At 61.4% G+C, this 24,549-nt stretch carries 28 protein-coding genes; 6 read left to right on the top strand and 22 right to left on the bottom strand.

All coding sequences use genetic code 11. The features are described from left to right. Positions 1-21: 21 nt before the first annotated feature. The 9 genes from ACPYOP_RS13845 to flgF all read right to left on the bottom strand — a co-directional run bounded on the left by ACPYOP_RS13845 (position 22) and on the right by flgF (position 6,598). Positions 22-1,140 (bottom strand): flagellar basal body P-ring protein FlgI, encoded by a 1,119-nt coding sequence (locus ACPYOP_RS13845; RefSeq protein WP_481410946.1) that lies wholly within the window; start codon positions 1,138-1,140, stop codon positions 22-24. Further along, a complete protein-coding gene (flgA, locus tag ACPYOP_RS13840; RefSeq protein WP_481410945.1) occupies positions 1,137-1,637 on the bottom strand; it encodes a flagellar basal body P-ring formation chaperone FlgA in 501 nt (166 codons plus the stop codon). Before flgA ends, ACPYOP_RS13845 begins: the two co-directional genes overlap by 4 nt. A 19-nt stretch (positions 1,638-1,656) precedes the next feature. Beyond that, positions 1,657-2,445 carry a flagellar basal-body rod protein FlgG gene (gene flgG / locus ACPYOP_RS13835; RefSeq protein WP_481410944.1) on the bottom strand — a complete coding sequence of 263 codons (789 nt, stop codon included), beginning with the start codon at positions 2,443-2,445 and terminating at the stop codon, positions 1,657-1,659. A gap of 99 nt (positions 2,446-2,544) precedes the next feature. Then, positions 2,545-2,895 (bottom strand): flagellar hook-basal body complex protein FliE, encoded by a 351-nt coding sequence (fliE, locus tag ACPYOP_RS13830; protein WP_120662980.1) that lies wholly within the window; start codon positions 2,893-2,895, stop codon positions 2,545-2,547. Next, complete coding sequence (gene flgC, locus ACPYOP_RS13825; RefSeq protein ID WP_149633049.1) at positions 2,892-3,308, bottom strand: flagellar basal body rod protein FlgC; 417 nt, start codon at positions 3,306-3,308, stop codon at positions 2,892-2,894. Before flgC ends, fliE begins: the two co-directional genes overlap by 4 nt. 16 nt (positions 3,309-3,324) lie before the next feature. Beyond that, complete coding sequence (gene flgB / locus ACPYOP_RS13820) at positions 3,325-3,717, bottom strand: flagellar basal body rod protein FlgB (protein WP_481410943.1); 393 nt, start codon at positions 3,715-3,717, stop codon at positions 3,325-3,327. Between the two features lie 118 nt (positions 3,718-3,835). After that, positions 3,836-4,381 (bottom strand): flagellar protein, encoded by a 546-nt coding sequence (locus ACPYOP_RS13815; protein ID WP_481410942.1) that lies wholly within the window; start codon positions 4,379-4,381, stop codon positions 3,836-3,838. Between the two features lie 85 nt (positions 4,382-4,466). Beyond that, positions 4,467-5,852 carry a flagellar protein export ATPase FliI gene (gene fliI / locus ACPYOP_RS13810; RefSeq protein WP_481410941.1) on the bottom strand — a complete coding sequence of 462 codons (1,386 nt, stop codon included), beginning with the start codon at positions 5,850-5,852 and terminating at the stop codon, positions 4,467-4,469. An 11-nt stretch (positions 5,853-5,863) separates the two neighbouring features. Continuing rightward, entirely contained in the window at positions 5,864-6,598 is a 735-nt protein-coding gene (gene flgF / locus ACPYOP_RS13805; protein WP_481410940.1) for a flagellar basal-body rod protein FlgF, read from the bottom strand. Positions 6,599-6,821: 223 nt separating this feature from the next. On the opposite strand from flgF, the gene motA reads away from it, so the two are divergent. The 6 genes from motA (at position 6,822) to ACPYOP_RS13775 (ending at position 11,969) form a co-directional block, all read left to right on the top strand. Continuing rightward, a complete protein-coding gene (gene motA / locus ACPYOP_RS13800; RefSeq protein ID WP_095433943.1) occupies positions 6,822-7,694 on the top strand; it encodes a flagellar motor stator protein MotA in 873 nt (290 codons plus the stop codon). 2 nt (positions 7,695-7,696) lie between these two features. Beyond that, positions 7,697-8,644 (top strand): FliM/FliN family flagellar motor switch protein, encoded by a 948-nt coding sequence (locus tag ACPYOP_RS13795; RefSeq protein WP_481410958.1) that lies wholly within the window; start codon positions 7,697-7,699, stop codon positions 8,642-8,644. Positions 8,645-8,712: 68 nt separating this feature from the next. After that, on the top strand, positions 8,713-9,258 hold the full coding sequence (fliN, locus tag ACPYOP_RS13790; RefSeq protein WP_481410939.1) for a flagellar motor switch protein FliN: 546 nt from the start codon (positions 8,713-8,715) through the stop codon (positions 9,256-9,258). Positions 9,259-9,306: 48 nt separating this feature from the next. Next, positions 9,307-10,350 (top strand): flagellar motor switch protein FliG, encoded by a 1,044-nt coding sequence (fliG, locus tag ACPYOP_RS13785; protein WP_149633041.1) that lies wholly within the window; start codon positions 9,307-9,309, stop codon positions 10,348-10,350. Positions 10,351-10,443: 93 nt separating this feature from the next. After that, complete coding sequence (flhB, locus tag ACPYOP_RS13780; RefSeq protein ID WP_481410938.1) at positions 10,444-11,523, top strand: flagellar biosynthesis protein FlhB; 1,080 nt, start codon at positions 10,444-10,446, stop codon at positions 11,521-11,523. 5 nt (positions 11,524-11,528) lie between these two features. Next, positions 11,529-11,969, top strand: a complete 441-nt coding sequence (locus ACPYOP_RS13775) for a hypothetical protein (protein WP_481410937.1) — start codon at positions 11,529-11,531, stop codon at positions 11,967-11,969. A gap of 53 nt (positions 11,970-12,022) precedes the next feature. On the opposite strand, the gene visR is transcribed toward ACPYOP_RS13775, so the two are convergent. The 13 genes from visR to ACPYOP_RS13710 all read right to left on the bottom strand — a co-directional run bounded on the left by visR (position 12,023) and on the right by ACPYOP_RS13710 (position 24,319). Then, positions 12,023-12,769: a transcriptional regulator VisR gene (gene visR / locus ACPYOP_RS13770; RefSeq protein ID WP_481410936.1), complete on the bottom strand. Its 747-nt coding sequence runs from the start codon at positions 12,767-12,769 to the stop codon at positions 12,023-12,025. 10 nt (positions 12,770-12,779) lie between these two features. Further along, positions 12,780-13,517, bottom strand: coding sequence for a transcriptional regulator VisN (gene visN / locus ACPYOP_RS13765; RefSeq protein WP_481410935.1), 738 nt, complete (start codon positions 13,515-13,517; stop codon positions 12,780-12,782). A 526-nt stretch (positions 13,518-14,043) separates the two neighbouring features. Continuing rightward, positions 14,044-15,720: a flagellar basal-body MS-ring/collar protein FliF gene (fliF, locus tag ACPYOP_RS13760; RefSeq protein WP_481410934.1), complete on the bottom strand. Its 1,677-nt coding sequence runs from the start codon at positions 15,718-15,720 to the stop codon at positions 14,044-14,046. 166 nt (positions 15,721-15,886) lie between these two features. Beyond that, the gene (gene cheT, locus ACPYOP_RS13755) at positions 15,887-16,276 is read right to left on the bottom strand and encodes a chemotaxis protein CheT (RefSeq protein ID WP_481410933.1); all 390 of its coding nucleotides are present in this window, start codon (positions 16,274-16,276) and stop codon (positions 15,887-15,889) included. Positions 16,277-16,292: 16 nt separating this feature from the next. Then, entirely contained in the window at positions 16,293-16,847 is a 555-nt protein-coding gene (cheD, locus tag ACPYOP_RS13750; protein ID WP_481410932.1) for a chemoreceptor glutamine deamidase CheD, read from the bottom strand. Further along, complete coding sequence (locus tag ACPYOP_RS13745; protein WP_004128537.1) at positions 16,844-17,233, bottom strand: response regulator; 390 nt, start codon at positions 17,231-17,233, stop codon at positions 16,844-16,846. Before ACPYOP_RS13745 ends, cheD begins: the two co-directional genes overlap by 4 nt. Further along, positions 17,233-18,276, bottom strand: a complete 1,044-nt coding sequence (gene cheB, locus ACPYOP_RS13740) for a protein-glutamate O-methylesterase CheB (RefSeq protein WP_481410931.1) — start codon at positions 18,274-18,276, stop codon at positions 17,233-17,235. Before cheB ends, ACPYOP_RS13745 begins: the two co-directional genes overlap by 1 nt. Then, complete coding sequence (gene cheR, locus ACPYOP_RS13735; RefSeq protein ID WP_481410930.1) at positions 18,273-19,181, bottom strand: protein-glutamate O-methyltransferase CheR; 909 nt, start codon at positions 19,179-19,181, stop codon at positions 18,273-18,275. The genes cheB and cheR overlap by 4 nt, the downstream gene beginning before the upstream one ends. After that, positions 19,178-19,645: a chemotaxis protein CheW gene (locus tag ACPYOP_RS13730; RefSeq protein WP_481410929.1), complete on the bottom strand. Its 468-nt coding sequence runs from the start codon at positions 19,643-19,645 to the stop codon at positions 19,178-19,180. The genes cheR and ACPYOP_RS13730 overlap by 4 nt, the downstream gene beginning before the upstream one ends. A 4-nt stretch (positions 19,646-19,649) precedes the next feature. Then, entirely contained in the window at positions 19,650-21,935 is a 2,286-nt protein-coding gene (locus ACPYOP_RS13725) for a chemotaxis protein CheA (RefSeq protein WP_481410928.1), read from the bottom strand. 16 nt (positions 21,936-21,951) lie between these two features. Then, positions 21,952-22,317 (bottom strand): chemotaxis response regulator CheY1, encoded by a 366-nt coding sequence (cheY1, locus tag ACPYOP_RS13720; RefSeq protein WP_004128526.1) that lies wholly within the window; start codon positions 22,315-22,317, stop codon positions 21,952-21,954. After that, on the bottom strand, positions 22,314-22,610 hold the full coding sequence (locus tag ACPYOP_RS13715; protein ID WP_481410927.1) for an STAS domain-containing protein: 297 nt from the start codon (positions 22,608-22,610) through the stop codon (positions 22,314-22,316). The genes cheY1 and ACPYOP_RS13715 overlap by 4 nt, the downstream gene beginning before the upstream one ends. A gap of 62 nt (positions 22,611-22,672) precedes the next feature. After that, positions 22,673-24,319 (bottom strand): methyl-accepting chemotaxis protein, encoded by a 1,647-nt coding sequence (locus ACPYOP_RS13710; RefSeq protein WP_481410926.1) that lies wholly within the window; start codon positions 24,317-24,319, stop codon positions 22,673-22,675. Positions 24,320-24,549 lie beyond the last annotated feature (230 nt).

The raw sequence follows: 24,549 nt of genomic DNA, 5'->3' as shown, positions 1-24,549 counted from the left end.
TTCTGGCGGTAACGGTCAGGATCATTGCAGCACGAGCTCCGCTTGCAGGGCGCCGGCCGACTTGATGCCTTGCAGGATGGCGATGATGCCGTCCGGCTTGACGCCGATATTGTTGAGGCCGGCGACCAGCGTCTTCAGGTCAGGCCCTTCCAGCACCGCGACACGGCCGCCGCTCTTGGTGGCGGTGATGTCGGTTTGGTCCTGGATGGCCGTCTCGCCGTTTGAGAAGGGCTCGGGCTGGATCACTTGCGGGTTTTCGCTCACCTGCACGGTCAGCGTTCCGTAGCTGACGGCAACGGGCGAGACGCGGACATCGGCGCCGATGACGATCGTTCCGGTGCGTTCGTTGATGACGACCTTGGCTGGCGTATCGGTCTGGACGTTAAGGTTTTCGATATCGGCCATCAGCCGCGTCAGGTCCGCCATCTTCGGCTTGGCGACCGTCACCTCCTGCGAATCCTTGGCCTCCGCGATCGGTGCGCCGAAACGCGAGGTCGCCCAGGTATTGACCGTGTCGGCAATGCGGATCGAGGTGGAGAAGTCGGGATTGCGCAGCTGCAGGACCAGGTTGACCGAATCCTTGAAGCGGGATGGCAGCTCGCGCTCGATGATCGCGCCGCCCGGCACGCGGCCGGACGTCGTAACACCCTCGGTCACCGTTGCGGCGGCACCCTGCGCCTGGAAGCCTGAGACGATGACGGAGCCCTGCGCCACGGCATAGATCTGCCCGTCCGCGCCGCTCAGCGAGGTCATGATCAGCGTGCCGCCCCGCAGCGACGAGGCATCGCCGAGCGAACTCACCGTCACGTCGATGCGGCTGCCGGGGCTTGCAAAGGGCGGCAGGTTCGCCGTCACCATGACGGCGGCCGTATTCTTCGCGGCGGATTGACCGCCCTGGGTCGAGATGCCGAGGTTCTGCAGCATCGCGCGCATGGATTGCTCGGTGAACGGCGAGGAACGCAGGCCGTCGCCCGTCCCCTGGAGGCCGACGATCAGACCATAGCCGATAAGCTGGTTGTCGCGGCCGGATTGCAGCGACGCGATATCCTTAATGCGTGATTGCATCGCAAGAGCCGGATCGGCGACGATCAGGCTCGGCAACGCGAACAGGACTGCGAGAAGTTGACGAAGCCGTTTCATTTCGCGACCACGCGGATCGTACCGTTTTGGAGAACGGTGCCGTTGACGATGATGCCCGAGTCCATATTGCGGGCGCGCACACTGTCGCCGACGGCGCCATCATCCAGCGGCGTGCCTGCCGCGGTGATCGTCATGCTGCCCATGCTCATCACCAGGCGAACATTGGAACCGCGCGTCACGGCATAGGGCTGGCGCAGGGCGGAAATGGAAATCGTGCGGCCGGGAAGAAGCGTCCGCTTCGATACCAGCCCCGTGACATCGCGAAGCCGCCTGGCATAGTCGCCGCTCAGGTTGGGGTTGGTGACCTCGACCTCTTCGAGCTGACCGCTGCTGATGATATCGCCCGGATAGATCGTCTCGGTCGGGACCACGGCAGTGCCGAGCGCGGAACCATCGGCGCTCACAGCCCAGGCGGGCATGGCCGAAGCGAATACGACGGAAAGGCTCGCCGCGGCGAACCATGCCATTGCTAAGCTTTTCATCCGGCGAAACCTCATGTTCGGCCCGTCCCTCTTGCTACTTCAGGTTCTTGCTGACGATCTGCGCCATTTCGTCGGCCGTCGTGATGACCTTGGAATTCATCTCATAGGCGCGCTGCGCCGTGATCAGATCGGTGATTTCCTTGACCGGATCGACGTTCGACGATTCCAGATAGTATTGTTTCATGTAGGCGAAGCCGTTCTCGTTCGGATCGGAGACAACGGGATCGCCCGAGGCCGGCGTCTGCGTGAAGAGGTTGCTGCCCATCGGCTGCAGGCCGGCTTCGTTGACGAAATTGGCGATCTGCAGCTGGCCGAGCACGGTCGGCGTCGTTGCGGTGCCGATGGTCGCGGATATCTGGCCGGACTGGTTGATGGTGAGCTTGCTGGCATTGTTCGGCACGGTGATGCCCGGCTCCAGCACGTTACCGTCAGGCGTGACGATCTGGCCGGTATCGCTCTTGTTGAAGGAGCCGGCGCGGGTGTAGGCGGTCGTGCCGTCGGGCATCTTGATCTGGAACCAGCCACGACCGACGAGCGCGACGTCGAGATCGTTCTGGGTCTGCGACAGCTCGCCCTGGATCTGGATGTTGCGCACCGCGGTCGTCTGCACGCCGAGACCGATATTGGCGCCTTCCGGCACCACGGCCTGGTTCGGCCTGTTGGCAATGCCCTTGGCCCGCTCCGTCTGGTAGAGAAGGTCGGAGAACTCGGCGCGCGAGCGCTTGTAACCCGTCGTATTGATGTTCGCGATGTTGTTCGCGATTACTTCGAGATTGGTCTGCTGGGCATCCATGCCCGTCGCGGCGATTGCGAGCGCTCTCATGCTTTCGTCCTTGGATCTAGGGCGGAACCTTCGGAGCCGTGGAAGGGCTTGTGAAAGTCTCTCGCCAAATCAGGTAACTAGAACGGGGGAGACCCCGCCCTATATCTGCATCTTCGTGATATCGAGGAACGCCGAGACGACCTTGTCGCGCAGAGCGATCGCGGTCTGCAGGGTCTGGTCGGCCTGCATGACCTTGTCGACCACCTCGCGGGTGCTCATCGTGCCCTTGATACCGGCAAAGGAGGCATTTTCCGCCTCCTTCAGCGAGTTGACGGAATCCTTCGCGACATTCGACATGACCGACGCGAAGCTCATTCCGGCATCCGCTCCCATGGCGACGGCCGGCGAGGCGTTCATCGCACTGGAGGCGGCGGAGGTCAGATCCGTGGCGATGCTGCCGAGGCCGCGGGTCGCCGAGAGGGAGGCTACATTCTTAATCGTGTCGATCATTGGTTCTTCAGCAGATCAATAGTGGAGGAGATGAGATCACGGGCCTGCCGGACCGTTTGCAGATTGGCCTCGTAGGAGCGATTGGCTTCGCGCATATCGGCCATCTCGACGAGGACATTGACGTTGGGCATCTTAACGTAGCCCTTCTGATCCGCCGCCGGGTTGTCGGGGTCGTATTCTTCGACGAATTTGCCCGTATCTTCACCGAGCTTCTTGACACCGACCGTGGTGAGGCCGTTGGCGCGATCCAGTTCGGCGCCGAAGGTGACCGTCTTGCGCCGGTAGGGATCGGCGCCGGGCGTATCACCCGTCGACCGGGCATTGGCGATATTTTCGGAGACGATTCGCAGACGAGTCGATTGAGCCTCCAGGCCGGAGCCTGCAATTTTCAATGCGGCTGATAAGGGGTCCATGGCATCTTCACTTCATCTATTGTTTTACGGTCATCAACATCATGCGATGAAAGGAGCCTATGAGCGCGGTGTTCAAGCTGTACTGGCGCTTGATGTCACCGGCCTTGGCGAGCTCGTCTTCCAGGCCGACGGTGTTACCCGATTCCTGGACGCCAATTTCCTGGCTGAGCGACGCCTCCTCGACGTTGACGTTGCCGCTCGTGCTGAATTCGTTACCCGAAAGATGCGCGGGATCGGTCCGGACCATGTTGACGTTCTGATTGTCCAGAACGGCCTGGAACGGGGTCACATCCTTGGCGCGATATTTCGGCGTATTGGCATTGGCGATATTGCCGGCAACAACCTCCTGACGCACCTGGAGCCATTCGGCTTGCCGCGAGGCCAGGTCAAAGAGCTGTATGGGTTGCATGGCCTTCTCTCCGTTCTTACGCTAGAAACCTAGCGGGATAATCTTGCGTGGGACTTGCGGGAAATGCGTTCCTGTAAAGGTCTTCGAAATGCCTGAAATTCCGGCGTTTGCGGGTTTTTCAATTGCTGCCGTAGATATCGCCCGCAGACGTGACGATGACCCACTTTCCGTCTCGTTGTTCGATCGAAGCCAGCCGGCTGCTGTCGGGCAGAACCGAGCCGACCCGCACGACATACATGCCGGTATCGTCCTCGATGAGCGCGCGGCCATTTGCGATGTGCAGCAGGTGGAACGGGAACTTGCCGGGGAACGGCTGCTGGTCGGCCGGTTCCCCCTGGTCGTCCTCGCGTCCGGCATTGCTGACCGTCGCCGTCGTCAGCGGATCGGGAACAAGATCCTTCGGCGCGCTCGGTTTTTTGTTGGTCATGGCGAGCGGCGACACGCTGACGATCTCGCGGCCGGGCCAATTCGGCAGATCGCGCGTGCGCTCGCCTTCGGCCACATGGATGCCGAACTTGTCCGGATTGAAGAAGACGTACCAGGGAAAGAAGGCCGAGGCGCCGGCAAGCGCCAGCCCCGTAAAGGCCAGCGCCCTATCCGCAACGGTTCGCCTTCTCGCCTGCTTCGGCGGGGCGACCGGATCATCTGCGTCGGATTCTCTCACTTCTGGCCCCTCTTTCGGCACGAAATTCGGCAATGCCCGGCCGGATGCGGGCAAGGAAAAATCGAGCTAAGCTTCCCGACGATCATCACTTGCCCCTGACCGGAATGCCGCTCGAGGCGTTCCTGAGAGCGGTGGCAAGATCGGTGAAGGCATCGGCCGACGGCTCTTCGCCCGGCGTCTGCTTCAGGATGTCGTAGATGATCGGCACCTGGCGCACGGCGATATCGAGATCGGCGTCGCTGCCCTGGCGATATCCGCCGATCAGGCGCAGATCGCGCGTTTCCTCGTAGCGATGCACAAGCGCCTTCAGCCTCGACACCAGTTTTTCCTGATCGGATGACCAGGCCTTGCGGGCGAGACGCGATACGGATGCGAGCGGATCGATCGGCGGGTAACGGCCTTCCTCGGCAAGGCTGCGCTGGAGAACGATATGGCCGTCGAGAATGCCGCGGGTGGAATCGGCGATCGGATCGTTGTGATTGTCGCCATCGACAAGGATCGAAATGATGGCGGTGATCGTGCCGGTGCCCTCCGGTCCCGGGCCGGCGCGCTCGAGGAGTCGCGGCAGCTCGGTGAAGACCGAAGCCGGATATCCGCGCGCGATCGGCGGTTCGCCGGATGCGGTCGCCACCTCGCGGATGGCGTGGGCGAAACGGGTGACGCTATCGACAATCAGCAGCACATTGTCGCCCTGGTCGCGGAAATGCTCGGCTATGGTGATGGCCGAAAGCGGCGCCATCTTGCGCAGCATCGGGCTTTCATCGCTCGTCGCGACGACCGCTACCGATTTCTGCATGTGCGAACCCAGCGTATCCTCGATGAATTCGCGCACTTCGCGGCCGCGCTCGCCGACGAGCGCGATCACCACCTTGTCGAAGGCTTCGGCTCTTGCCAGCATCGACAGCAGCGTCGATTTGCCGACGCCGGAGCCGGCAAAGATACCCAGGCGCTGGCCAAGGCAGAGCGGCGAGAAGATATCGATGGCGCGCACGCCGGTCTTGAACCCGGTTTCGACGCGCTTGCGCGTCATGGACGGCGGGGCGGTATTGGAGATCGATCGCGATTCAAGACCCGCCGTCAGCGGCCCGAGCCCGTCGATCGGCTCGCCCAGCGAATTGATCGTTCGGCCGCACCAGCTTTCGTCGGGCGCGATGCGGAAGGCGCCCTTGCGGATGATGGTGTCCTGGATACCGATCGGCTCGCCCGGTTCGATCGGACAGACATAGGTGAGTTCCGGCTCGACACGAACGACTTCGCCGAGATGAATGCCTGTCTGGGAACGATGCGCGACGAAATCGCCGAGACGCACCTGCCTGGAGAGGCCCGCGACGGTGTAGTGTCCCGCGGCGATGGTGCGCACATGGCCGCCATGGGCCACGGCATTCTCCGCCATCGCATATTGGCCCGCCAGAACGGCCATATGCGAAAGCTTCGGCGACAGTGCGCCCTCGGGCAACCGATCCTCGACCATCATCCGCCTCTTTACTGGCTGCCGCCGAGGGTCTTGATGGCGTCGGTGAGCGTGCCTTCACTGCTGCTGGTGAGCGTGCTGATATTGTCGAAGGCGCGGCTGACCTCGATCAGGTTGGTCATTTCCCGCATGCCGTTGACGTTGGAGTTTTCCAGATAGCCCTGGGCGATGCCGATACTCGAACGGTCGATCACCGCCTGAGGCGTATCGGTCGGCAGGATGCCGCTGTTTTCGTAGCGCAGGAAACCCTTGCCGACATCGGCGCTGTAGAGGCCGATCTGACCCATGCTCCGGCCGTTCTGCGTGATCACGCCGTTCGATGCAACGGTCGGGGCGCCGCCCGCCGGATCGAGCTGGATCGGGGCGCCGCCCGGATCGAGCACGGGGAAGCCGCGCGTGGAGACCAGCGCGCCGCTGTCGGTCATGGTGAAGCGGCCGTCGCGCGTGATCACCAGGCCCGCCGGCGTATTGAGCCCGAAATAGGCGTCGCCCTTGACCGCGAAATCGAAGAGATTGCCGGTATTTTGAAGTTCGCCATTGTCGGTGGAGAGATAATCATTGCCTTGCGAGACGAAGGCGACCTTGGCGTTGAGCTTGTTTTGGGTATTGCTGAGGACCTGATCGAACTTGACCTCGGTGCCACGGAAGCCCGTCGTGTTCACGTTGGCCAAATTATCGGCGATCGTGGTCAGGCGCCGTTCGAGCGCCATCTGGGACGATAGCGCGACATAAATACCAGACTGCATTTTCAACGCCCTCCGGACATTGGAGAATAACGGGAAAGGAAACGCCACCGGCGCTCCTACATTTCGTTAGCGGGGCATGGATGCCCTTACCCATCATCCTGCAGGGCTTGGCTTGTGCGAAGCTGACAAGGCAAAAAGCGCTTCCGCGAACCCATCGAACAGCCTCACGCAAGGCAGCTCCCCTAGTTCATCATATGAAGCAACGTTCAGGTGTGGACCGACGATGAATATTATTATCGGATTTGTAGTGACCTGCGGCTGCATCATAGGCAGCTTCATGGCTATGGGCGGAGACGTGGGGGCGCTGTTCCAGCCCTTCGAATTTGTCATTATCGCAGGCGCCGGTCTCGGCGGCTTCATCATGGCCAATCCGATGAAGGTAGTGAAGGATTCGGGCAAGGCGCTCGGAGAAGCCTTCAGCCACAAGGTGCCGAAGGAGCGCGACTATCTCGACACGCTCGGTGTGCTTTATGCCCTGATGCGCGACCTGCGCACCAAGTCACGCAACGAGATCGAAGCCCATATCGACAACCCGGATGAATCGACGATCTTCAAAGCCGCTCCGACGGTTCTGAAGAACAAGGATCTGACGGCTTTCATCTGCGATTATGTCCGCCTCATCATCATCGGCAACGCCCGCTCGCACGAGATCGAGGCGCTGATGGACGAAGAACTCGAGACGATGCAGCACGACAAGATGAAGCCTTATCACGCGATCACGATCATGGGCGATTCCTTCCCGGCGATCGGTATCGTCGCCGCCGTTCTCGGCGTCATCAAGGCGATGAGCCACATCAACGAATCGCCCGAAGTGCTCGGCCACCTCATCGGCTCGGCGCTGGTCGGCACCTTCCTCGGCATCATCCTGTCCTATTCGGTCTGCGCGCCGCTGGTTTCGCAGATCAAGGTGGTGCGCAACAAGCAACATCGCCTCTACGTGATCGTGAAGCAGACGCTGCTCGCCTACATGAACGGATCGGTGCCGCAGGTCGCGCTCGAATACGGCCGCAAGACCATCTCCTCCTACGAGCGTCCCTCGATCGACGCCGTCGAGCAGGAGATGATGAACCCCGGCGGCGAAAGCAAGGCAGCCTGACGATCATGAGCCAGCAATCCGCTTTCAAGGCACAGACGATGGACCGCACCCTCTTTGCCAGACTCACCGGCAATCTCGGCGATCAGGCAGCGCTTGCCAAGCTCGGCGCCGCCTTCACCCAGGTCTATGCGGAATTCCTGCCCGACATCGTCAAAAGCGAGACCGGCCTGGATATCAATATCGCCTATGCCGGCTGCCAATCCGGCCCGATGAGCGAGCTGATCGCCGGACTGGGCGGCAACCATGCCCTTATCAACGGCTCGCTGCGCAACTGGGCGCCGAAATTCATCCTCGGCTGCGGCGCCGGCTTCATCATGACGCTGATGGAACATATGCTGGGGGCGCGCCCGGAAGACATGGAAGCAGCGGTCGCCCGGCCGCTTTCCGCGATCGAGCTCGACCTTTCCGTCATGGTGTTCGATAAGATCGCCAATGTGCTGCGCTCGGCCGTCAACGCGCCCGGCGGCTTCGAGCCCTATCTCGACCCGCCCTACAACATCGAGGACCGCCCGAAGGCTACCGGCGACGAGGGAAATGATTTTGCGGCCGCGATCACCATGGCGATCTCGCTCGGCAAATCGATGTCCCACATCGTCATCATCGTGCCCCAACGCGATCTGCTGCGCACCGTCGTCAGCGCACCCCGCGCCAAGAACCCGACGGCCGCCTCCCAGGCATGGTCGGATCAGCTCGGCGAGCAGGTGCGCCGCTCGCAGGTGACGCTTGAGGCGCGCATCCGGCTGCAGTCGCTGACGCTCGACACCATTTCCAAGCTCGCGGTCGGCGATGTCATCCCCTTCAAGGATGCCGGCGACGTCCGGGTCGAAGTCAGCGCCAACAGCAAAGACCTTTACATCTGCGAATTCGGCCGCTCTGGCGAAAATTATACGGTGCGCGTCAAGGATAACGTCAATTCCGACGACGAGCTTCTTCGACACCTGATGAATTAACTAGCTGAAGGTGGTCAGTCGCCCACCCACGGCAGCTTGAGGCAAGTTTCAACTGGAATAGTGATTTCATGGCTACGAAGACGACAAAGCAAAGCAGCGAGGAATCGCTGGAAATTTCAAACAGCGACGCCGCCCTGGACGAGGCCATCGACGGTCTGCGCGGCGTTCTGAAGAAGGATAGCGACGGCGATCTGCCTGACTTCGACGCCGATACGTTCGGCGCGGAGGAAAGCACCGACCTTTCTACCTTCGGCGATTTCGGCGACGACAATTCCGCTCCCGCCTTCGACAGTGGTGACTTCGGCGGTGGTGACTTCGACGACGTTTCCGCGGCGCCTGCGGCTCCCGGCAGCGCATTGACGGCCAATCTCGACCTGATCATGGATATCCCGATCGACGTCCAGATCGTGCTCGGCAGCAGCCGCATGCAGGTGTCGGGCCTGATGAACCTGACCGAGGGCGCAATCATCGCGCTCGACAAGAAGATCGGCGAACCCGTCGAGATCACAGTGAACGGCCGCAAGATCGGCCGGGGCGAAATTACCGTTCTGGAACATGATGACACCAGGTTCGGTATCAAGCTCACAGAAATCTACAACACGAAGAAAAGCTGAACCGGCTCAGGATGAGCCCACTCCCCCTGCGGGATGGAGACGAAGACCATGATGGACTTTGACGATTTCAGCGGCGCCCTTGCCGAGAAACCGTTGACTCAGACTGAAAAAGCAGCGGCCGTCCTTCTCGCGATGGGAAAGCAGGTAGCAGGACGGCTGCTCAAATATTTCACACAGAACGAGTTGCAGATGATCATTGCCTCGGCGCAATCGCTGAGGCTCATTCCGCCGGACGAGCTCGCGCAGCTCGTGGCGGAATTCGAAGACCTCTTCACCGAGGGCGCCGGCCTCATGGACAATGCCAAGGCCATCGAGAGCATCCTCGAGGAGGGCCTGACGCCCGATGAAGTGGACAGCCTGCTTGGCCGTCGCACCGCGTTCCAGGCCTATGAGACATCCATCTGGGATCGCCTGGGCGAAGCCGATCCGGTCTTCGTCGCCAAGTTCTTCCTGCGGGAGCATCCGCAGACGATCGCCTACGTGCTGTCCATGATGCCTTCGGCCTTCGGCGCGAAGATCCTGCTGCAGCTTCCCGAAGCCCAGCGCGCCGATGTCATGAACCGCACCGTCAATATCAAGGACGTCAGCCCCAAGGCCGCCCAGATCATTGATAACCGCGTGCTCGGACTGATGGCCGAGATCGATGCCGAACGCAACACTTCCGGCTCCACGAAGGTCGCCGACCTGATGAACGAGCTCGACAAGCCGCAGGTCGATACCCTGCTGAGTTCGCTGGAATCGATCAACAAGGAATCGGTCGAGAAGGTCCGTCCGAAGATCTTCCTCTTCGACGATCTCACGCGCATGCCGCAGCCGAGCCGCGTGCTGCTGCTCAACGACATCGCTTCCGACATCCTGACGATGGCGCTGCGGGGATCCGGCAACGAGATTCGCGAGATCGTTCTGTCCTCGATCAGCCCGCGTCAGCGCCGCATGATCGAATCCGACCTGCAGATGGGCAATACGGGCATCAATCCACGCGAAATCGCCATCGCCCGGCGCGCCATCGCCCAGGAAGCCATCCGGCTTGCCAATTCCGGCCAGATCGAGCTCAAGCCCCGAGAAAATACGCCTGTGGAAGAAGCAGCGTGACCTCGGCGCGACTCAGCTAAATCGTCTTAAACTGTTCAGCACCGGGCCGCGTATGATGCGCGGCCTCTTTCCGTTTCGCAAAGGGCGGCTGCTTTGGCTGACGAAGACAAGGACAGTAAAACAGAACGACCGACGGAGAAAAAACTCCGCGATACCCTGGAGAAGGGCAATGTGCCCCACTCCAGGGAGGCGACGCTCTTTGCCTCCATGCTGGCAACGGTCATCTACGTCACCTTTTTCCTGCCGGCGCGCATGGGCCGCATGGGCGAGGTATTGCGGGATCTCTTCGAAAAGCCGGATCAATGGCGGCTCGATACGGGTCCGGACGCCCTCTCCCTGTTTACCCGCATAGGCTGGGAAGTCGGAAACATGGCGCTGCCCGCCGTGGTGCTGTTCTTCGTCTTCGGCATCGGCGCCTCGATATTCCAGAATCTGCCCACGCCGGTCCTGGAGCGAATCCGGCCGCAGTTTTCGCGCATATCGCCCGTGTCGGGCTTCAAGCGCATCTTCAGCACGACCGGCCTGGTGGAATTCGGCAAATCGATCGCAAAGATCGTGGTCGTCAGCATCATCATGTTTTTCGTGCTGCGCGGCCAGTTCTTCCATGCGATCGATTCGATGGTTTCCGATCCGCAGACCATCTTCGTGCGCCTGTCGACGGTGGTTCAGCGGATCCTCGTCATCGTGTTGATGGCAACAGCGATCGTCGGCATCGCCGACGTACTGTGGAGCCGCCATCACTGGTTCGACCAACTGAAAATGACCAAGCAGGAAGTCAAGGACGAACACAAGCAGTCCCAGGGCGACCCCATCGTCAAGTCGCGCCAGCGCTCAGTCGCGCGCGACCGCGCCCGCCGCCGCATGATGAAGCAGGTGCCCCGCGCCACCCTCGTCATCGCCAACCCCACTCACTTCGCCGTCGCGCTGCGCTATGTGCAATCGGAAAACGATGCGCCTGTCGTCGTCGCCAAGGGTCAGGATCTGATTGCCTTGAAGATCAGGGAGATAGCCGAGGCAAACAATATTCCCGTTTTCGAAGACCCGCCGCTCGCGCGCTCCATGTTTGCGCAAGTCTCGGTTGATAGCGTCATACCGTCAGTATTTTACAAGGCTGTCGCCGAGCTCATCCATCGGATCTACGCCGCGCAGTCGAATAGAAAACGGGTACGATAAACCAAATGAAAAAATGCCCCTACTCTGTCCAACGCGAACAAATACTAGCCGAAGCCATCAGCCCCGTCGCCAGCGAGCTGCGCCTCCTCGATGCGGCCGACCTCATCTCGCTGCTGCGCTTCGAACGATACGGCAATCTTGGTGACCTCGTAGCCTCGGCCGCCGAGCTCTATTTCCTTCCAGGCATTGTCAATTTCGGTCTTGGCGGCGACTACAAGCTCGATTGGGGCGGGCCGGCGGAAGTCACGCTCGACCTGGAAATCAAGCCGCATGGCGTCACCATCTATGCCAAGCTGTCACTGACGGAGCACCTTGCCGGCATCGAGATCAATCACATCGCCTTCGACAGGGCATCGTCCGACCCGGACGAAAACACGGCGCTGCTCGCACGCAGCCTCAGAGACGCGCGCTACGTCATCCGCGGCGAAGCCGCGCACGCAATCTGAAAAGATTCATCATTTCGAAATTTGCAAAGATGATTCGCCGAGGCGCTGCAATGTCAGCTTATGTAGCCGAAGCGAATCGCCTTTGCGATTGCCTGGATACGGTTGACGCTGTCGAGCTTGATCGTCGCCGATCCGAGATAGGCATTGACGGTGTGGACCGATAATCCCAGTTTCTCGGCAATTTCCTCGCTGATGCGCCCGTCACCGGCAAGCTGTAGGCAGGCAATTTCCCGCTCGCTCAACGCTTCGGCGGCCTGCGAGCGGCGCTCATCCAGCGACAGGAGCTCCATCATGATCTGGCAGCTGCGGCCATGCAGCTCGACGATCATGTCGCTCGCAAGATCCATGAACTTGGCCGTAAAGACGATATAGCCGTTGCCGACCGCGCCCAGCCGCACCGGAAAAGCCACGCCGGCAAAGGGCAGAAGATGCGGCTTCAGGCGCTGCGTGAAAACCGCAAAGTCCGGCGTTTCGGCCGTGCTGTCGCTATCGCGCCCGTTCCACATGAGCGGCAGCAGGGATTTGTCGATATGCTCGATCATGGCCTCGCCATAGGCTTCCAGGAAGGATTTGCCGACGACGGAATTGGCCGAGCCCCAGTTGTCGAGCTCGCAGACCAGCCTCTGCTTGTGCGGCAGGCCCGAGCCATGAAGGCGATAGACGGCGAAATGCTGCGCATCGATCAGCTTCTGCATCGACACGAGCTTTGGAAACAGATCCGAGCGGCCAGAAATCCTGCCGGAACGGGTAAGCCGCGATTCGCCGGGCCTATCCGTCGTCCTGTCTGGCTGATAGCGCATCCGGTAGCCCTTAAACGAGATTGTTTCGCACCGCGAAGGCGATGGCCTCCGAGCGGGTCTTGGTGGCGGTCTTGCGCATGACGCTGGTGATGTAATTGTTGATGGTATTGCGCGAGATCCCGAGAATCATGGCGATCTCGTCGCTCGTCTTGCCCTCGGCGATCCAGAACAGGCATTCCAGCTCGCGCTCGGTCAGATCGAAATCGCGCTCCAGCTTGCCTTCGGCGCACCGGGTGGAGCTCGCGAGATAACCCGACAGCAGGCCGACATCGCGCAACCGCTCCGATGAAAGCACCGCCGATTCACGCGCCAGCAGCAGCAAAGAGAAACGCGTACGCCCGACATTGAAGCTCAAGGCATGATATTGCCGACCGACGCCGTCAGGCAGGGTGAGGTCGTCCGGCAAGAGCGCCACGCTCGGCTGAAACAGCGACATGCATCTTTCCAGCTCGCCGATGCGGCCATAACCGCTGGTCAGTTCCGCCGCCAGGCGCCTCACGAGATCAAAGGGCCAATCGGAGGAAATGACGAAGTCGAGGCCGCTTTCCTGGATAAGATCGGAGCGTACGAGGAGATAGTGGGAGGCGCCGGCATAGCTGGCCAGCGCATGCAGGCCGGCTTGCAGATAGGCCGAGCCTGAAACGGCATTCAGCTGCAGAATGAGCTGCTCGCGTGACATGGCTCCGGCAGGCACGACTGATCGCACATCCCTATCGCCTCTGCTCGCCTGCGATATCTGCATGTCCATACTTGCATTTCCTGCCACTGTTGGGCGATCGGCCGTCAACGAGAGCTTTGTTTCGCCAGAACCCGGCCCATCGCCCCAGGAAATCGAAGGGATTCTCCATGAGGCATTGAAACTGGGTCTTCTCTACCGCGACACAAACACATCCCGGCGGAAGCGGGTAGATGAGCGTACCCATCCCTGAATTCCACGTCGGCAACCGTGCTGGCATATACCGTCGCCAGCACGATCTACGAAGCACGAACTGATTTTTCCGCGCTCCGGAATCTGCAGACGCTTTAAACATGCGAAACGCGGAAAACGAGGGCTGAGCGGCTCCGAATTCACGGCTATTACGCAATAAGCATACTATTTGTATGTCGATTCTTTCTACCCAGCAACCGGATATCCGGGGGAATTCCATCTTACGAACACGTCAATTTACTTGGCAGCGGCTAATTGATCACAGTTGAAATGATAGATATCGGTAAGATTAGCGCGCCCGCGTTCCCGCAACGAAAAAGGACCGGGAGGTATCCCGGTCCTTTGCTCAGGCCGCCTGGTCGACAGCCCATTTTCTGAGGATCTTTGCGGCGCGCTCCTCGCTGATCTCCACCATGCGGGACAGGCGGCGCTCCGGCCCTTCCTTGACGCGGCGGTTGAAGGTGCCGCCATCGTCGCCCATCGTCAGCAGATCGTCGGTGCTGTCGAAGCCGAAGTCCGAGCCGAAGCCGTCCATCAGCGCGGCACCGGGACCGCCCACGGCGGGCGCGAAGTCCGGCAGCTCCAGCCCGGCCGCCTCCGGCAGTGCGGTGCTGCTTGCGGAGCCGCCAAGCGAACGGATCAGCGGACGGAAGCCCATCCAGACGATCAGGAAGGCGACGGCGACGAAGGCCAGCGAATTGATGATGCCGGCCATGTTGCGGCTCAGCATGTCCGTGATGCTGAAGCTGGAAGATGCTTCCTCAAGCAGCTGGTTGTCGACGAAATCCATCGCATTGACGGTGGCGATGTCCCCACGCTTCGTATCGACGCCAGCGGCCGTCGCGACGATCTTCTGCATCTCGGCGATATAGGCATCGATCTTGGCCTGATCAGCGCCCTCGCCGACCATCTGCGCGATGCGGCCCTTATTGACCACCACCGCGACGGACAGCTTTTCGATCTTGTAGCTGTTGCGCGTCGTGGCCGTGGTCTTGCTGTTGATTTCGTAGTTGGTCTGCTCTTCGCGCTTGTCCGACTGGTCGTTCGACGTCGGCGTGTTGCCGCCGGACTGCGGGGCCGCCTGCGGAATATTCTGTTCCACGGTTGCGGCGCTATCGGGCTGGCTCTGCTGCGATTTCTGGGCTTCCTTCACCGTACGGACCGAGCGTTCGACCTTCGAGTCCGGATCGTAGGTGGTTTCCTGCACCTGCTGACTATCGGTGTTGAGTTGCGCCGTGACGCTCGAGCGGAAGTTGTCCGTGCCGAGGAAGGGTGCGAGCGCCTTGTTGATGTTGGATTCGACTTCGCTCTGTACATTCTGCACGATGCCGAGATTGCGATTCAGAACGCCGTTGCTCGGGTCATCACCCGATGCGAGCAGCTGGCCCGTCGAGTCGAGGATCGTGACGTCGTCGACCTCCAGGCCCGGAACGGCGGAGGCGACAAGGTGGCGGATCGCCGACGCGGATTTGCGGGCCGCTTCCGCGCTGGCGCGGATCATGACGGACGCCGTCGGCTTCTGATCCGCCTTCCGGAAATTGCCGACGTCCTGCATGACGATATGGACGCGTGCGGCACTGATGCCGGCGATGGAGGTAATGGTGCGGCCGATTTCACCCTCGAGTGCGCGCACGCGGGTGACTTCCTGCATGAAGGAGGTCAGGCCTAGCGAACCGACATTGTCGAACAGCTCGTAACCCGCATTGCCGCTATTGGGCAGGCCGCGCTCGGCGAGCAGCGCGCGGGCCTTGCCGGTCATCCCGGCCGGAACGGTCAGGCTCGTGCCGTCGGAGCCGACCTGAAAATTGATCTTTGCCTCTGCGAGAGCGATGCTGATCTGATTGAGATCGGTCGCATCCAGGCCGACATAAAGCGTCTCCTGGGAGGGCTTATTGACGTAAAGGGCGGCAAAAAGGATCAACAGCATGGAGACAGCGCCGACGCCCCCAAGGATCATCAGCCGCGTTCTTCCCAGATTCTGAATATTCCGAAACAGGGGAACTAATTGATTTAACAGATTCATTCTGTTCTCGCACGATTCGTCAAAGACCTGATGGCTTTGTACCCTGCGGAGAAAATAGAAATCGAAACTTGTGCGAGCGTTTCGTCCGGCTGGAAAAAACAGGAAAAAATCGTAGGGAACGATGAAGATTATATAAGAAAAACAGTATTTATTGCCGGCGACCGGATCAGAAGAAATCAAAATCGCCGGCAGCCTTCGTCATGGGCTGGGAATGCGCATGGAATGCACCGCCGCCAAGCGCCTTCTGCATCTCCGTCAGCTTGACCAGGCTCAATGCCGTTGCCAGATCGACCGTCCAGCCTTCCGGCATGGTCCCGGCGATCGTGTCGATGAATTCAGCGATGCCGCGGGTCTTCTGCACGGCAAGGTCGATGCCCTGAACGACCTTCATCGCCTCCGGCGAGGCCGTTATATTGGTGTCGCTGATATCGAGCAGCTGCGGCTCGATGCGCTCGATCAGATAGGCGACGTCATGCAATTCGGAAACGACCCGCAGGAGGATGGCGGGGAGCGTCTCCTCGGTGGCGGCCGTTTCAATGCGCTGGAGGGGGGTCATGCGGTAGCCTCGCTGATCAGAAAAATTCGATCGTGTTGTCGACCGGCTTGGGAGCCACGACCGGACGCTGTTCCAGCGCAACGGTCTTCTGCGTCTCCGCGCCGGTCAGCGGGTATTGCCTGGCCCTTCCGGAGATCGGCCAATATTCGACTTTGCGCCCATGCTCGCCGCCCGTGCTGGAGCTGACGACCGGTATGCCTTCGTCTTTTAGAAACTGCATGGCGAAAACAGCATTCTGCTCGCCGACATTGGAGAAGGTGGCGATCGTCTTGGCACCGCCGAAGACTTTTGCCTCCAGCCGATCACGCCGCGCCCCCTTCTTCAGGAGACCGTTGATCAGAAGTTCCATCAGGTGCACGCCGTAACGCGTCGCATCGCCGCCGCTCATCGGCGCGGTGGCCATTCCCGGAAGGAGGAAATGGTTCATCCCGCCGACGCCGGCGATGGGATCGCGCAGGCAAGCCGCCACGCAAGAGCCGAGGATGGTCGTCAGCACCACTTCGGGATCGCTGATGACCTTGTACTCGCCCTGAATAATATGCACGCGGCGGGCAGCACCCTCGACGATCATTTCAGCGCTCCGAAGACAGCCTCGATGGCAGCTTTCATCTTCTCGATGGTGAAGGGCTTGGCGAGCACGTTGTTAGCCCCAAGCTGCGCCGCCTTCTGGACCAGCGCGCGGTCGCCCTGCGCCGTCAGGATTATGAAGGCCGCCTTCTTCGTCGTCGGGTTTGTCCGGACTGCCTGCAGCAGACCGAGCCCGTCCATTTTCGGCATGTTGAAATCGGAGATGACCAGATGGTGCGGCTGCTGCTCCATGATCTTCATCCCCTGCTCACCGTCGCCGGCGGCGGTGATCTGCTTGAAACCGAGCTGCGTCAGAGCATCGCTCAGCAACAGGCGGCTGGTGACCTGATCGTCAACGATCAGAACTTTGATTTTCTCCGCTAGAGACATTATTCGCTCCCTTCCTTTCGGGCGGCTGTTATCTTCAAAATTTCCTCGCCAATGGCATTCAGCGGAAACTGTTGTTCGACGGCGCCAAGCTCGTGGGCGACCCTCGGCATGCCGTAGACCACGCAGGTCTTTTCGTTCTGGCCGATGGTTCGCGCACCGGCGTGGCGCATCTTGAGGAGACCGGCGGCGCCGTCGCGCCCCATACCGGTCAGGATCACGCCGACGGCATTGCGGCCTGCCAATTCGGCAACCGAATCAAAGAGCACGTCGACCGAAGGGCGATGGCCGTTGACCGGCCCACCATCCACCAGACGGCAATGGGGCGCCGAGGCATTGGCAACCCGCAGGTGCCTTTCGCCGCCCGGCGCCAGATAGATCTTGCCTATTTCCAGCCGCGCGCCATCGGTCGCCTCCTGGACAACAGGCGCGCAGAGGCGGTTCAGCCGTTCGGCGAAGCTGCGCGTGAAGGTCGGCGGCATATGCTGCGTGATAACAGTCGGCGGGCAGTTGGCCGGGAATTTCTGCAGCACATTGATCAGTGCCTCGACACCACCGGTGGAGGAGCCGATGGCGACGATCTTGCGTCCCACGCGAAAATCTGAAACGGCAGGCGGCGGCACGCGCTGGGCGGCGGGCTTCACATATTGCCGCTGCGAGCGGGCTGCCGCCTTCACTTTATCCGCGAGGTCGCCGAAGGGATGCGGCTCGCCCGGCGACGGCTTTCCGACGCAGTCGAACGCGCCGATTTCGAGGGCTGCAAGCGTCGCGTCGGCGCCGCGATGCGTCATCGTGGAGACCATGATGACGGGCATGGGCCGCAGCGTCATGATCTTTTCGAGGAATTCGAGGCCGTTCATGTTCGGCATCTCAATGTCGAGGGTGACGACATCGGGATTGAGCGCCTTGATGGCGGCGCGGGCTTCCAGCGCGTCACCGGCCTGGCCGACGACATCGACCTCCGGGTCGGAGCGCAATACGGCCGTGATCAGGCCGCGCATGGTCGGGGAATCGTCGACCACGAGAACACGGGCAGCTGCGCTCATGGTTTCCTCCCCGCGTTCTTGCCGAGATAGCGATAGGTGGTGATGCCGATATTATCGAAGACGTGCTTCGCCTCGCCGGAGACCCGTTCGGAGTGGCCGATATAAAGGTGGCCGCTGTCATGCAGCTGGCCGGCAAAGCGCGACCAGATTTTCGTCTGAGTCGGCTCGTCGAAATAGATGACAACGTTGCGGCAGAAGATGACGTCGAACATGCCCTTGAAAGGCCATTGCGCCAGCAGGTTCAGCTCGTTGAAGGTGATCAGCCGCTTGACGCGATCGTCGATCTGGAATTTGCGCCTGCCCTGAACATTGACCTCCTGAAACCATTGCTTGCGCATGGCGGGCGAGATCGTTTCGAGCGCGGTGTCATCATAGGCGCCGGCGCGGGCAAGCCCGAGGATCTTCGGATCGATGTCCGTCGCCAGGATCTTGAAATCGAAGTCCGCGGCATTCGGCATCAGCGCCAGCACGGTCAGCGCGATCGAATAAGGCTCCTGCCCGTCGGAACAGGCGGCCGACCAGATGCGCACCCGGCCGCCGGCCTTGGCACGCGCCAGGAGACCCGGCAGAACCTCGTCGCGCAGATGATCGAAATGATGGTTTTCGCGGAAGAAGCGCGTGAAATTGGTCGTCAGATGGGACAGCATCTCACGTCGCGCCGCACTTCCCGCCGGCGAGGAAACCAGCTGGCAATAGTCGCGAAAACCGGCGAGACCCAGCGCGCGGATGTGCTTCGACAACCGTGAATAGACCAGCGACGCCTTGCTCTCGTTGAGCGAAATGCCCGCATCGGCATAGATCATGGCGGCGATTTCCATGAGGTCGCGCCGCGTCAGCGGATATTCGCCGCTCGCCAGCACCTCGTCCGGAGACGCCCTGAAATCCATGGCTCCCATCATGCTCATGCAGCCTCGCTTTCGCTTTCAGGGAACAGGGCTTCCAGTTCGATCAGGCAGATCATGCGACGATCGATCGCCACGATGCCGCGTGCAAACTGCCGCTCGTGGTCGGAGGAGACTTCCGGTGTCGGCTGAATGCTGTCGTCGGTGATGGTCAGGATGTCCGACACCGCGGCGACGAGAAGACCGACCGCCTTGCGCTTGACTTGGGCCACGATGATGACATGCCGCACCGTCGGCTCCGTGCGCTTCATGCCGAGGCGAGCGGAGAGATCGATGATCGGCAGGACTGCGCCGCGCAGATTGACAACGCCGAGCATATAGCCAGGCGCATGCGGCATGGCCGTTGCGGGCGTCCAGCCGCGAATTTCGCGGACCGACATAATGTCGACGCAGAATTCCTGGTCGCCGATGCGGAAGGCGATCAGCTCGCGGACGCCCTGGGTCAGGTTCTTGACGGCATAGGACATGAACTCACCCCGCCGCTGCGTAAGACATTTCAGGCTTCAGCGACTGGCCGCGTGAAGCGCCGACCACAGCATCGACATCGAGGATCAGCGCCACGCGGCCATCGCCGAGAATGGTCGCAGCCGCGATACCCGCCACGTGGGTGTAGTTGGCCTCGAGGCTCTTGATGACGACCTGGCGCTGGCCCTGGATGGCATCGACCATGAGGGCGCGCTGTCCGCCGCCTTCCGATTCCACAAGCAGCGCGACGCCGTCGACCGGATTGGCCTGCGTCGCGCGGAAGTTCAGGATACGGCCGACATCGACCAGCGGGCAGAAGCTGTTGCGGATCGAGATCAGGCGATGGTTGGCGCCGAAGGAATGGATGGCGGAGGCCTCGGGCTGCAGCGTCTCGACGATCGCCGTCAGCGGCACGACGAGCGTCTGGCCGGCAACCGTCACCACCATGCCGTCGAGGACGGCGAGCGTCAGCGGCAGGCTCATGGTGAAGACCGAGCCCTGCCCCGGTCTGGAGCTGATGTTGATACGGCCGCCGAGCGCCTGGATCGAGCGCTTGACCACGTCCATGCCGACGCCGCGGCCGGAAATGTCGGAGATCTTGTCGGCGGTCGAGAAGCCCGGCAGGAAGATCAGGTTGTCGACCTCCTCGTCCGACAGATTGGCGTCAGCCGGGATCAGGTCGTTGTCGATGGCCTTCTGGCGTACCTTCTCGCGGTTGATGCCGGCGCCATCGTCGGCAAGTTCGATCAGGATGCGGCCGGAGCGGTGTTTTGCCGTCAGGCGGACGGTGCCTTCCGGATTCTTGCCGAGCGCCGCGCGCTTTTCCGGCGTTTCGATGCCATGGTCGACGGCATTGCGGATCATGTGCGTCAGCGGCTCGGCCAGCTTGTCGATGACGGTCTTGTCGACTTCGGTGTTTTCGCCCTCGGTGATCAGGCGGATCGACTTGCCGGTCATGTCGGCGATTTCGCGGACGATGCGCGACATGCGCTGGAAGACGGGCTTCACCGGCTGGGCGCGGATCGCCATGACGCTGTCCTGGATCTCGCGGGTGAGCTGCTGCAGCTCCTCGAGACCCATGTTGATCGAGGACGCGCCGTTATTGTCATTCTCGATGACGCTCTGGGAGAGCATCGCCTGGTTGATGACAAGCTCGCCGACGAGGTTGATCAGGCGATCGACGCGGTCGAGATCGACACGGATGGTCTGGCCGGCGGCTGCGGCGGCATTGTTCTGCGCTGCGGCGGCATTGGCAGCAGCGGCGGCGGCAAGGGCGGCTTCCTTCTTTTCGACGCGCGCGGCAGCGGAGGTCAGCTGCGTGACGTTGCTCGCGATTTCCGCGGCGGCAACGGCGGCAGCGACATCATTCTTCGGAGCCGCTGCCTCCTCGACGCGTTCGGCAGCCGGCGCGGCACCGTCATCATCGAGAGCGGAGAGATCGAAGGGTACAGGCACCATCGGCAATTCGTCGCTGGCCGAGGAGCTGGCGCCGCTTTCCACCTGTCTGATATCGAGATCGCAATCCCATTCGGCAAATTCGAAGACGGTGCGAATGGCGTCTTCGCCCTTGTCGGTCTTGATCGAGATCGCCCATTTGAAATAGGCGCTTTCGGGATCGAGATCGGGAAGACCCGGCAACATGTCCGTGTCGCAGAAGATGTTCATTTCGCCGAGCCGCGCGAGGTCCCGCAGCAGCAGTGTCGCATCGTTGCCCTTGGCGTAGAGATCCGAGCGCGGCCGGAAATCGACCTCATACTCCGGCACGCCGTCGCCGGCCGGCTCGTCGCCACCGAAATCATCATCGAAGCTGAAGGGGATCGGTTGGAAACCGCTATCATCCGTCGGAGCCGGTGTCGTGGCCTTGGGAGCCGCCTCGACGACGACTGCTGCGGCAGACGGCGCGGGCAGACCGCCGTTTGCCAGCGCTTCCAGTTCCTTGACCAGACCGCGGCTGCGGGCCTGATCGACACTGCCGCCATCGCGGGCGGCGTTGGTGAGATCCGCCAGAACGTCGGCGGCCTTGAGCATGACCTTCAGGACATCCTGGGTCGGCTCCAGCTTGTTGGATCGAACGCAATCAAGCGTGGTCTCGAAGACATGGGCGAATGCGACCAGGTCGTCCAGACCGAAGGCACCTGCCCCACCCTTGATGGAATGAACGGCTCGGAATACGGCATTGACGGTTTCCGGATCGCGGTCGCCGTCATTCATTTTCAGGAGACCGGATTCCAGTTCGGCGAGCTGCTCTTCGCACTCCTGGAAGAAAATCTCTTTGATTTCGTTCATGTCCATGAGGGGTGGATCCTGTTTAGGCGGTTACGCGCTCGATGGCATCGATCAGCTTGGCGGGATCGAACGGCTTGACGATCCAGCCGGTCGCACCGGCCTGGCGGGCACGGTTCTTCTTCTCCGCATCGCTTTCGGTCGTCAGCACGAGGATCGGAACGGCGCGGTATCTGTCGTTGCGGCGCACGCCCTCGATGAAACCGAAACCGTCAAGGCGCGGCATGTTGATGTCCGTGACGATGACGTCGGGATTGGCTTCTTCCAGAATTTCCAGGCCCTCGACGCCGTCTTCGGCCTGAATGGTCTCGAAACCCGCATTGTTGAGGGTCACGAGAAGCATGTTTCGGATGGTCCGTGAATCATCCACGGTCAGCACTTTTTTCTTCATTGCCGGATCTCCTTGGCAAGCAGATGGGAGATATCCACCCCGATCACCTGCATTGTTTTTTGAAATGCATCCGACACCTTGGAAAAGGTGAAGGAGAGCTTGTCTTCATCCCATGTCTTGGCGGCGGCCATGATGACCTGAACGCACAAGGCTCCGATCCTTTCGACGCCGGACGCATCGATCGCGACATTGCTGCCGCGCATCCCCATCAGCGTGCCGCGAAGGGCGGAGGCCTCGTTGAGGTCCAGCACCGCGGCCAGACTGATTGTCTTTTCGCTTTTCCTGCTCGGCATCGCTTCATTCCTCGTTGTCTGAAATCGGACTGGTCGGTCCGCATGTGCATGAAACTGAAAGATCAATAGGCATTGCGATCGCCTCCCGATGCGGCCCTGCGAAGCGGGAAGCCGAAATCGGCCATCGCGTCTTCGTCCCGCGCTATGCTGAATTCATCGCGGGCGGGGAGCTGTCGCTGCTGAGCGGTTTTCACCGGGGCCGAAGATGCCGCGTGGCGCCGCTCGCGGTCGATGCGGAACTCGCGAATGGTCCGGCCGAGCTCGACGACGACGCTATGCAGATGATCGGCGCCTTCCTCGGAGCGGCTTGCCTCGCTCCCGGCGGCTGCCGCACGCTCGCTATAGCCGCCGATATCTGATGTCAGCGCCTTTAGTCCGGCGACCTGCTCGTCGCTGGCCGCGGCAATCCCGGAGATCGCCTCGTTGATGTCGGTCACCTGACGGACGATGCTGCCGATCGCATCCTGGGTGCGGCCGACCATCTGGACGCCAGCATCCACCTGTGCCTTGGTTCCCGTCACCAGAACCTTGATCTCGCGCGCCGCGTCGGCGGAACGCTGCGCGAGTGCGCGAACCTCCTGCGCGACGACGGCAAAGCCACGGCCGCTGTCGCCGGCGCGAGCGGCTTCAATGCCGGCATTGAGAGCAAGAAGATTGGTCTGGAACGCAATCTCGTCGATGACGCCGATGATCTGGCCGATCTTTTCGGCTGATGTTTCGATGTCCGACATGGCGGATATCGCCTGGCCGACGATCCGGCCGCTGTCTTCCGCGGCTACGCGGGTCGATGCCGTGACCCGTTCGGCCGAGCGGGTATTGGCCGCATTGCCGCGCACCTGCTCGGCAAGCTCCGCGAGCTGGCGCGCCGAGACCGCAAGCGCACGCGACTGTTCGGACGATGTTTCCGCCAGGGATTTCGAGGCATGGGAAATGGCGTCGCTCGCCGCCGCCGCCGTCTGCACACCGCCGGACAGAGCCGAAAACTGCTGCTGGATGTCCGCGAGCGCCGCATTCAAGGCTTCCGCGACCTCGGTGTAGGCTTCGGGACAATCCATCGTCATCCGCCTCGTCAGATCGCGATCGGCAAGGCCATTGGCGAGCTCGGCGATGAAAGCCGCCGCCTCCCCGCGATCGGCAGCCCGCTGTTCGGCCAGCGCCCGCTGGTGGCCGACCCGCAATTCGTTGAAGCGAAGCGATACCGCGATCTCGATATCGACCATAACGAGACGCACGACGGATGTGACGAGTTCGCTCAGCTCGCGGGCGCGGCGCTTGGCTCCCGGAAGAATGGCACGGCCGCCCATCTCGTCGAGAAGACCGGAAAGAATATGTTCCAGCACGACGCCATGGCCCGCGACATGCCAGCGCGGGTCGAGACCCATCTTGCTTTCGCTGTCGGACAGAACCTTGACGCGCTCGGCATAAAGGCTGTCGAAGCGTGCGTCCGTCAGCACATCCCAGTGCGAGGACTGCAGATCCTGGAGGCGTTCGAGCTGGCTTTCGCTGGAAAAATTGCGCGCGGCGTCCGGATAGGCCTGGAAGCGATGGAAAAGATCGCGCAGGCCGGCTTTCAGATGCGTCTCGAGCATCGGCCGGTTGCGGCGCAAGGTTTCGCATTGCCCGGCATCGAGACCAGCAAAACGCAAGCGGTCGCGAAGGCTGCCAGCCTGCGCCCTGCCTACCTGATCTGACGGCGTATCCTGCGCCAAAGTCGCCCCTGCCGAACTGCCGCGCGCCCAAGCGCCGGCGAAACCGCTGATGATCCGCGCCAGGCGCAATGAGGAGGCGAGAAAAGGCTGTCATCGCCTTCGATCGATCGATCGCGGCGCTGAAGCTCGCTCGTTCATCAAAGTCTGCTGCGGACCTGTTTGATGAAGTGGATACCGGATCGGACCCGGTACGACGGGGCGGCTTCATGCCTGGTGAGAACGAGTCACAA

This window comes from Rhizobium sp. KNZ2-6A (assembly GCF_056755475.1).
The sequence above is the reverse complement of the archived record's forward strand: the minus strand, read 5'-3'. Positions and strand labels throughout refer to the sequence as shown.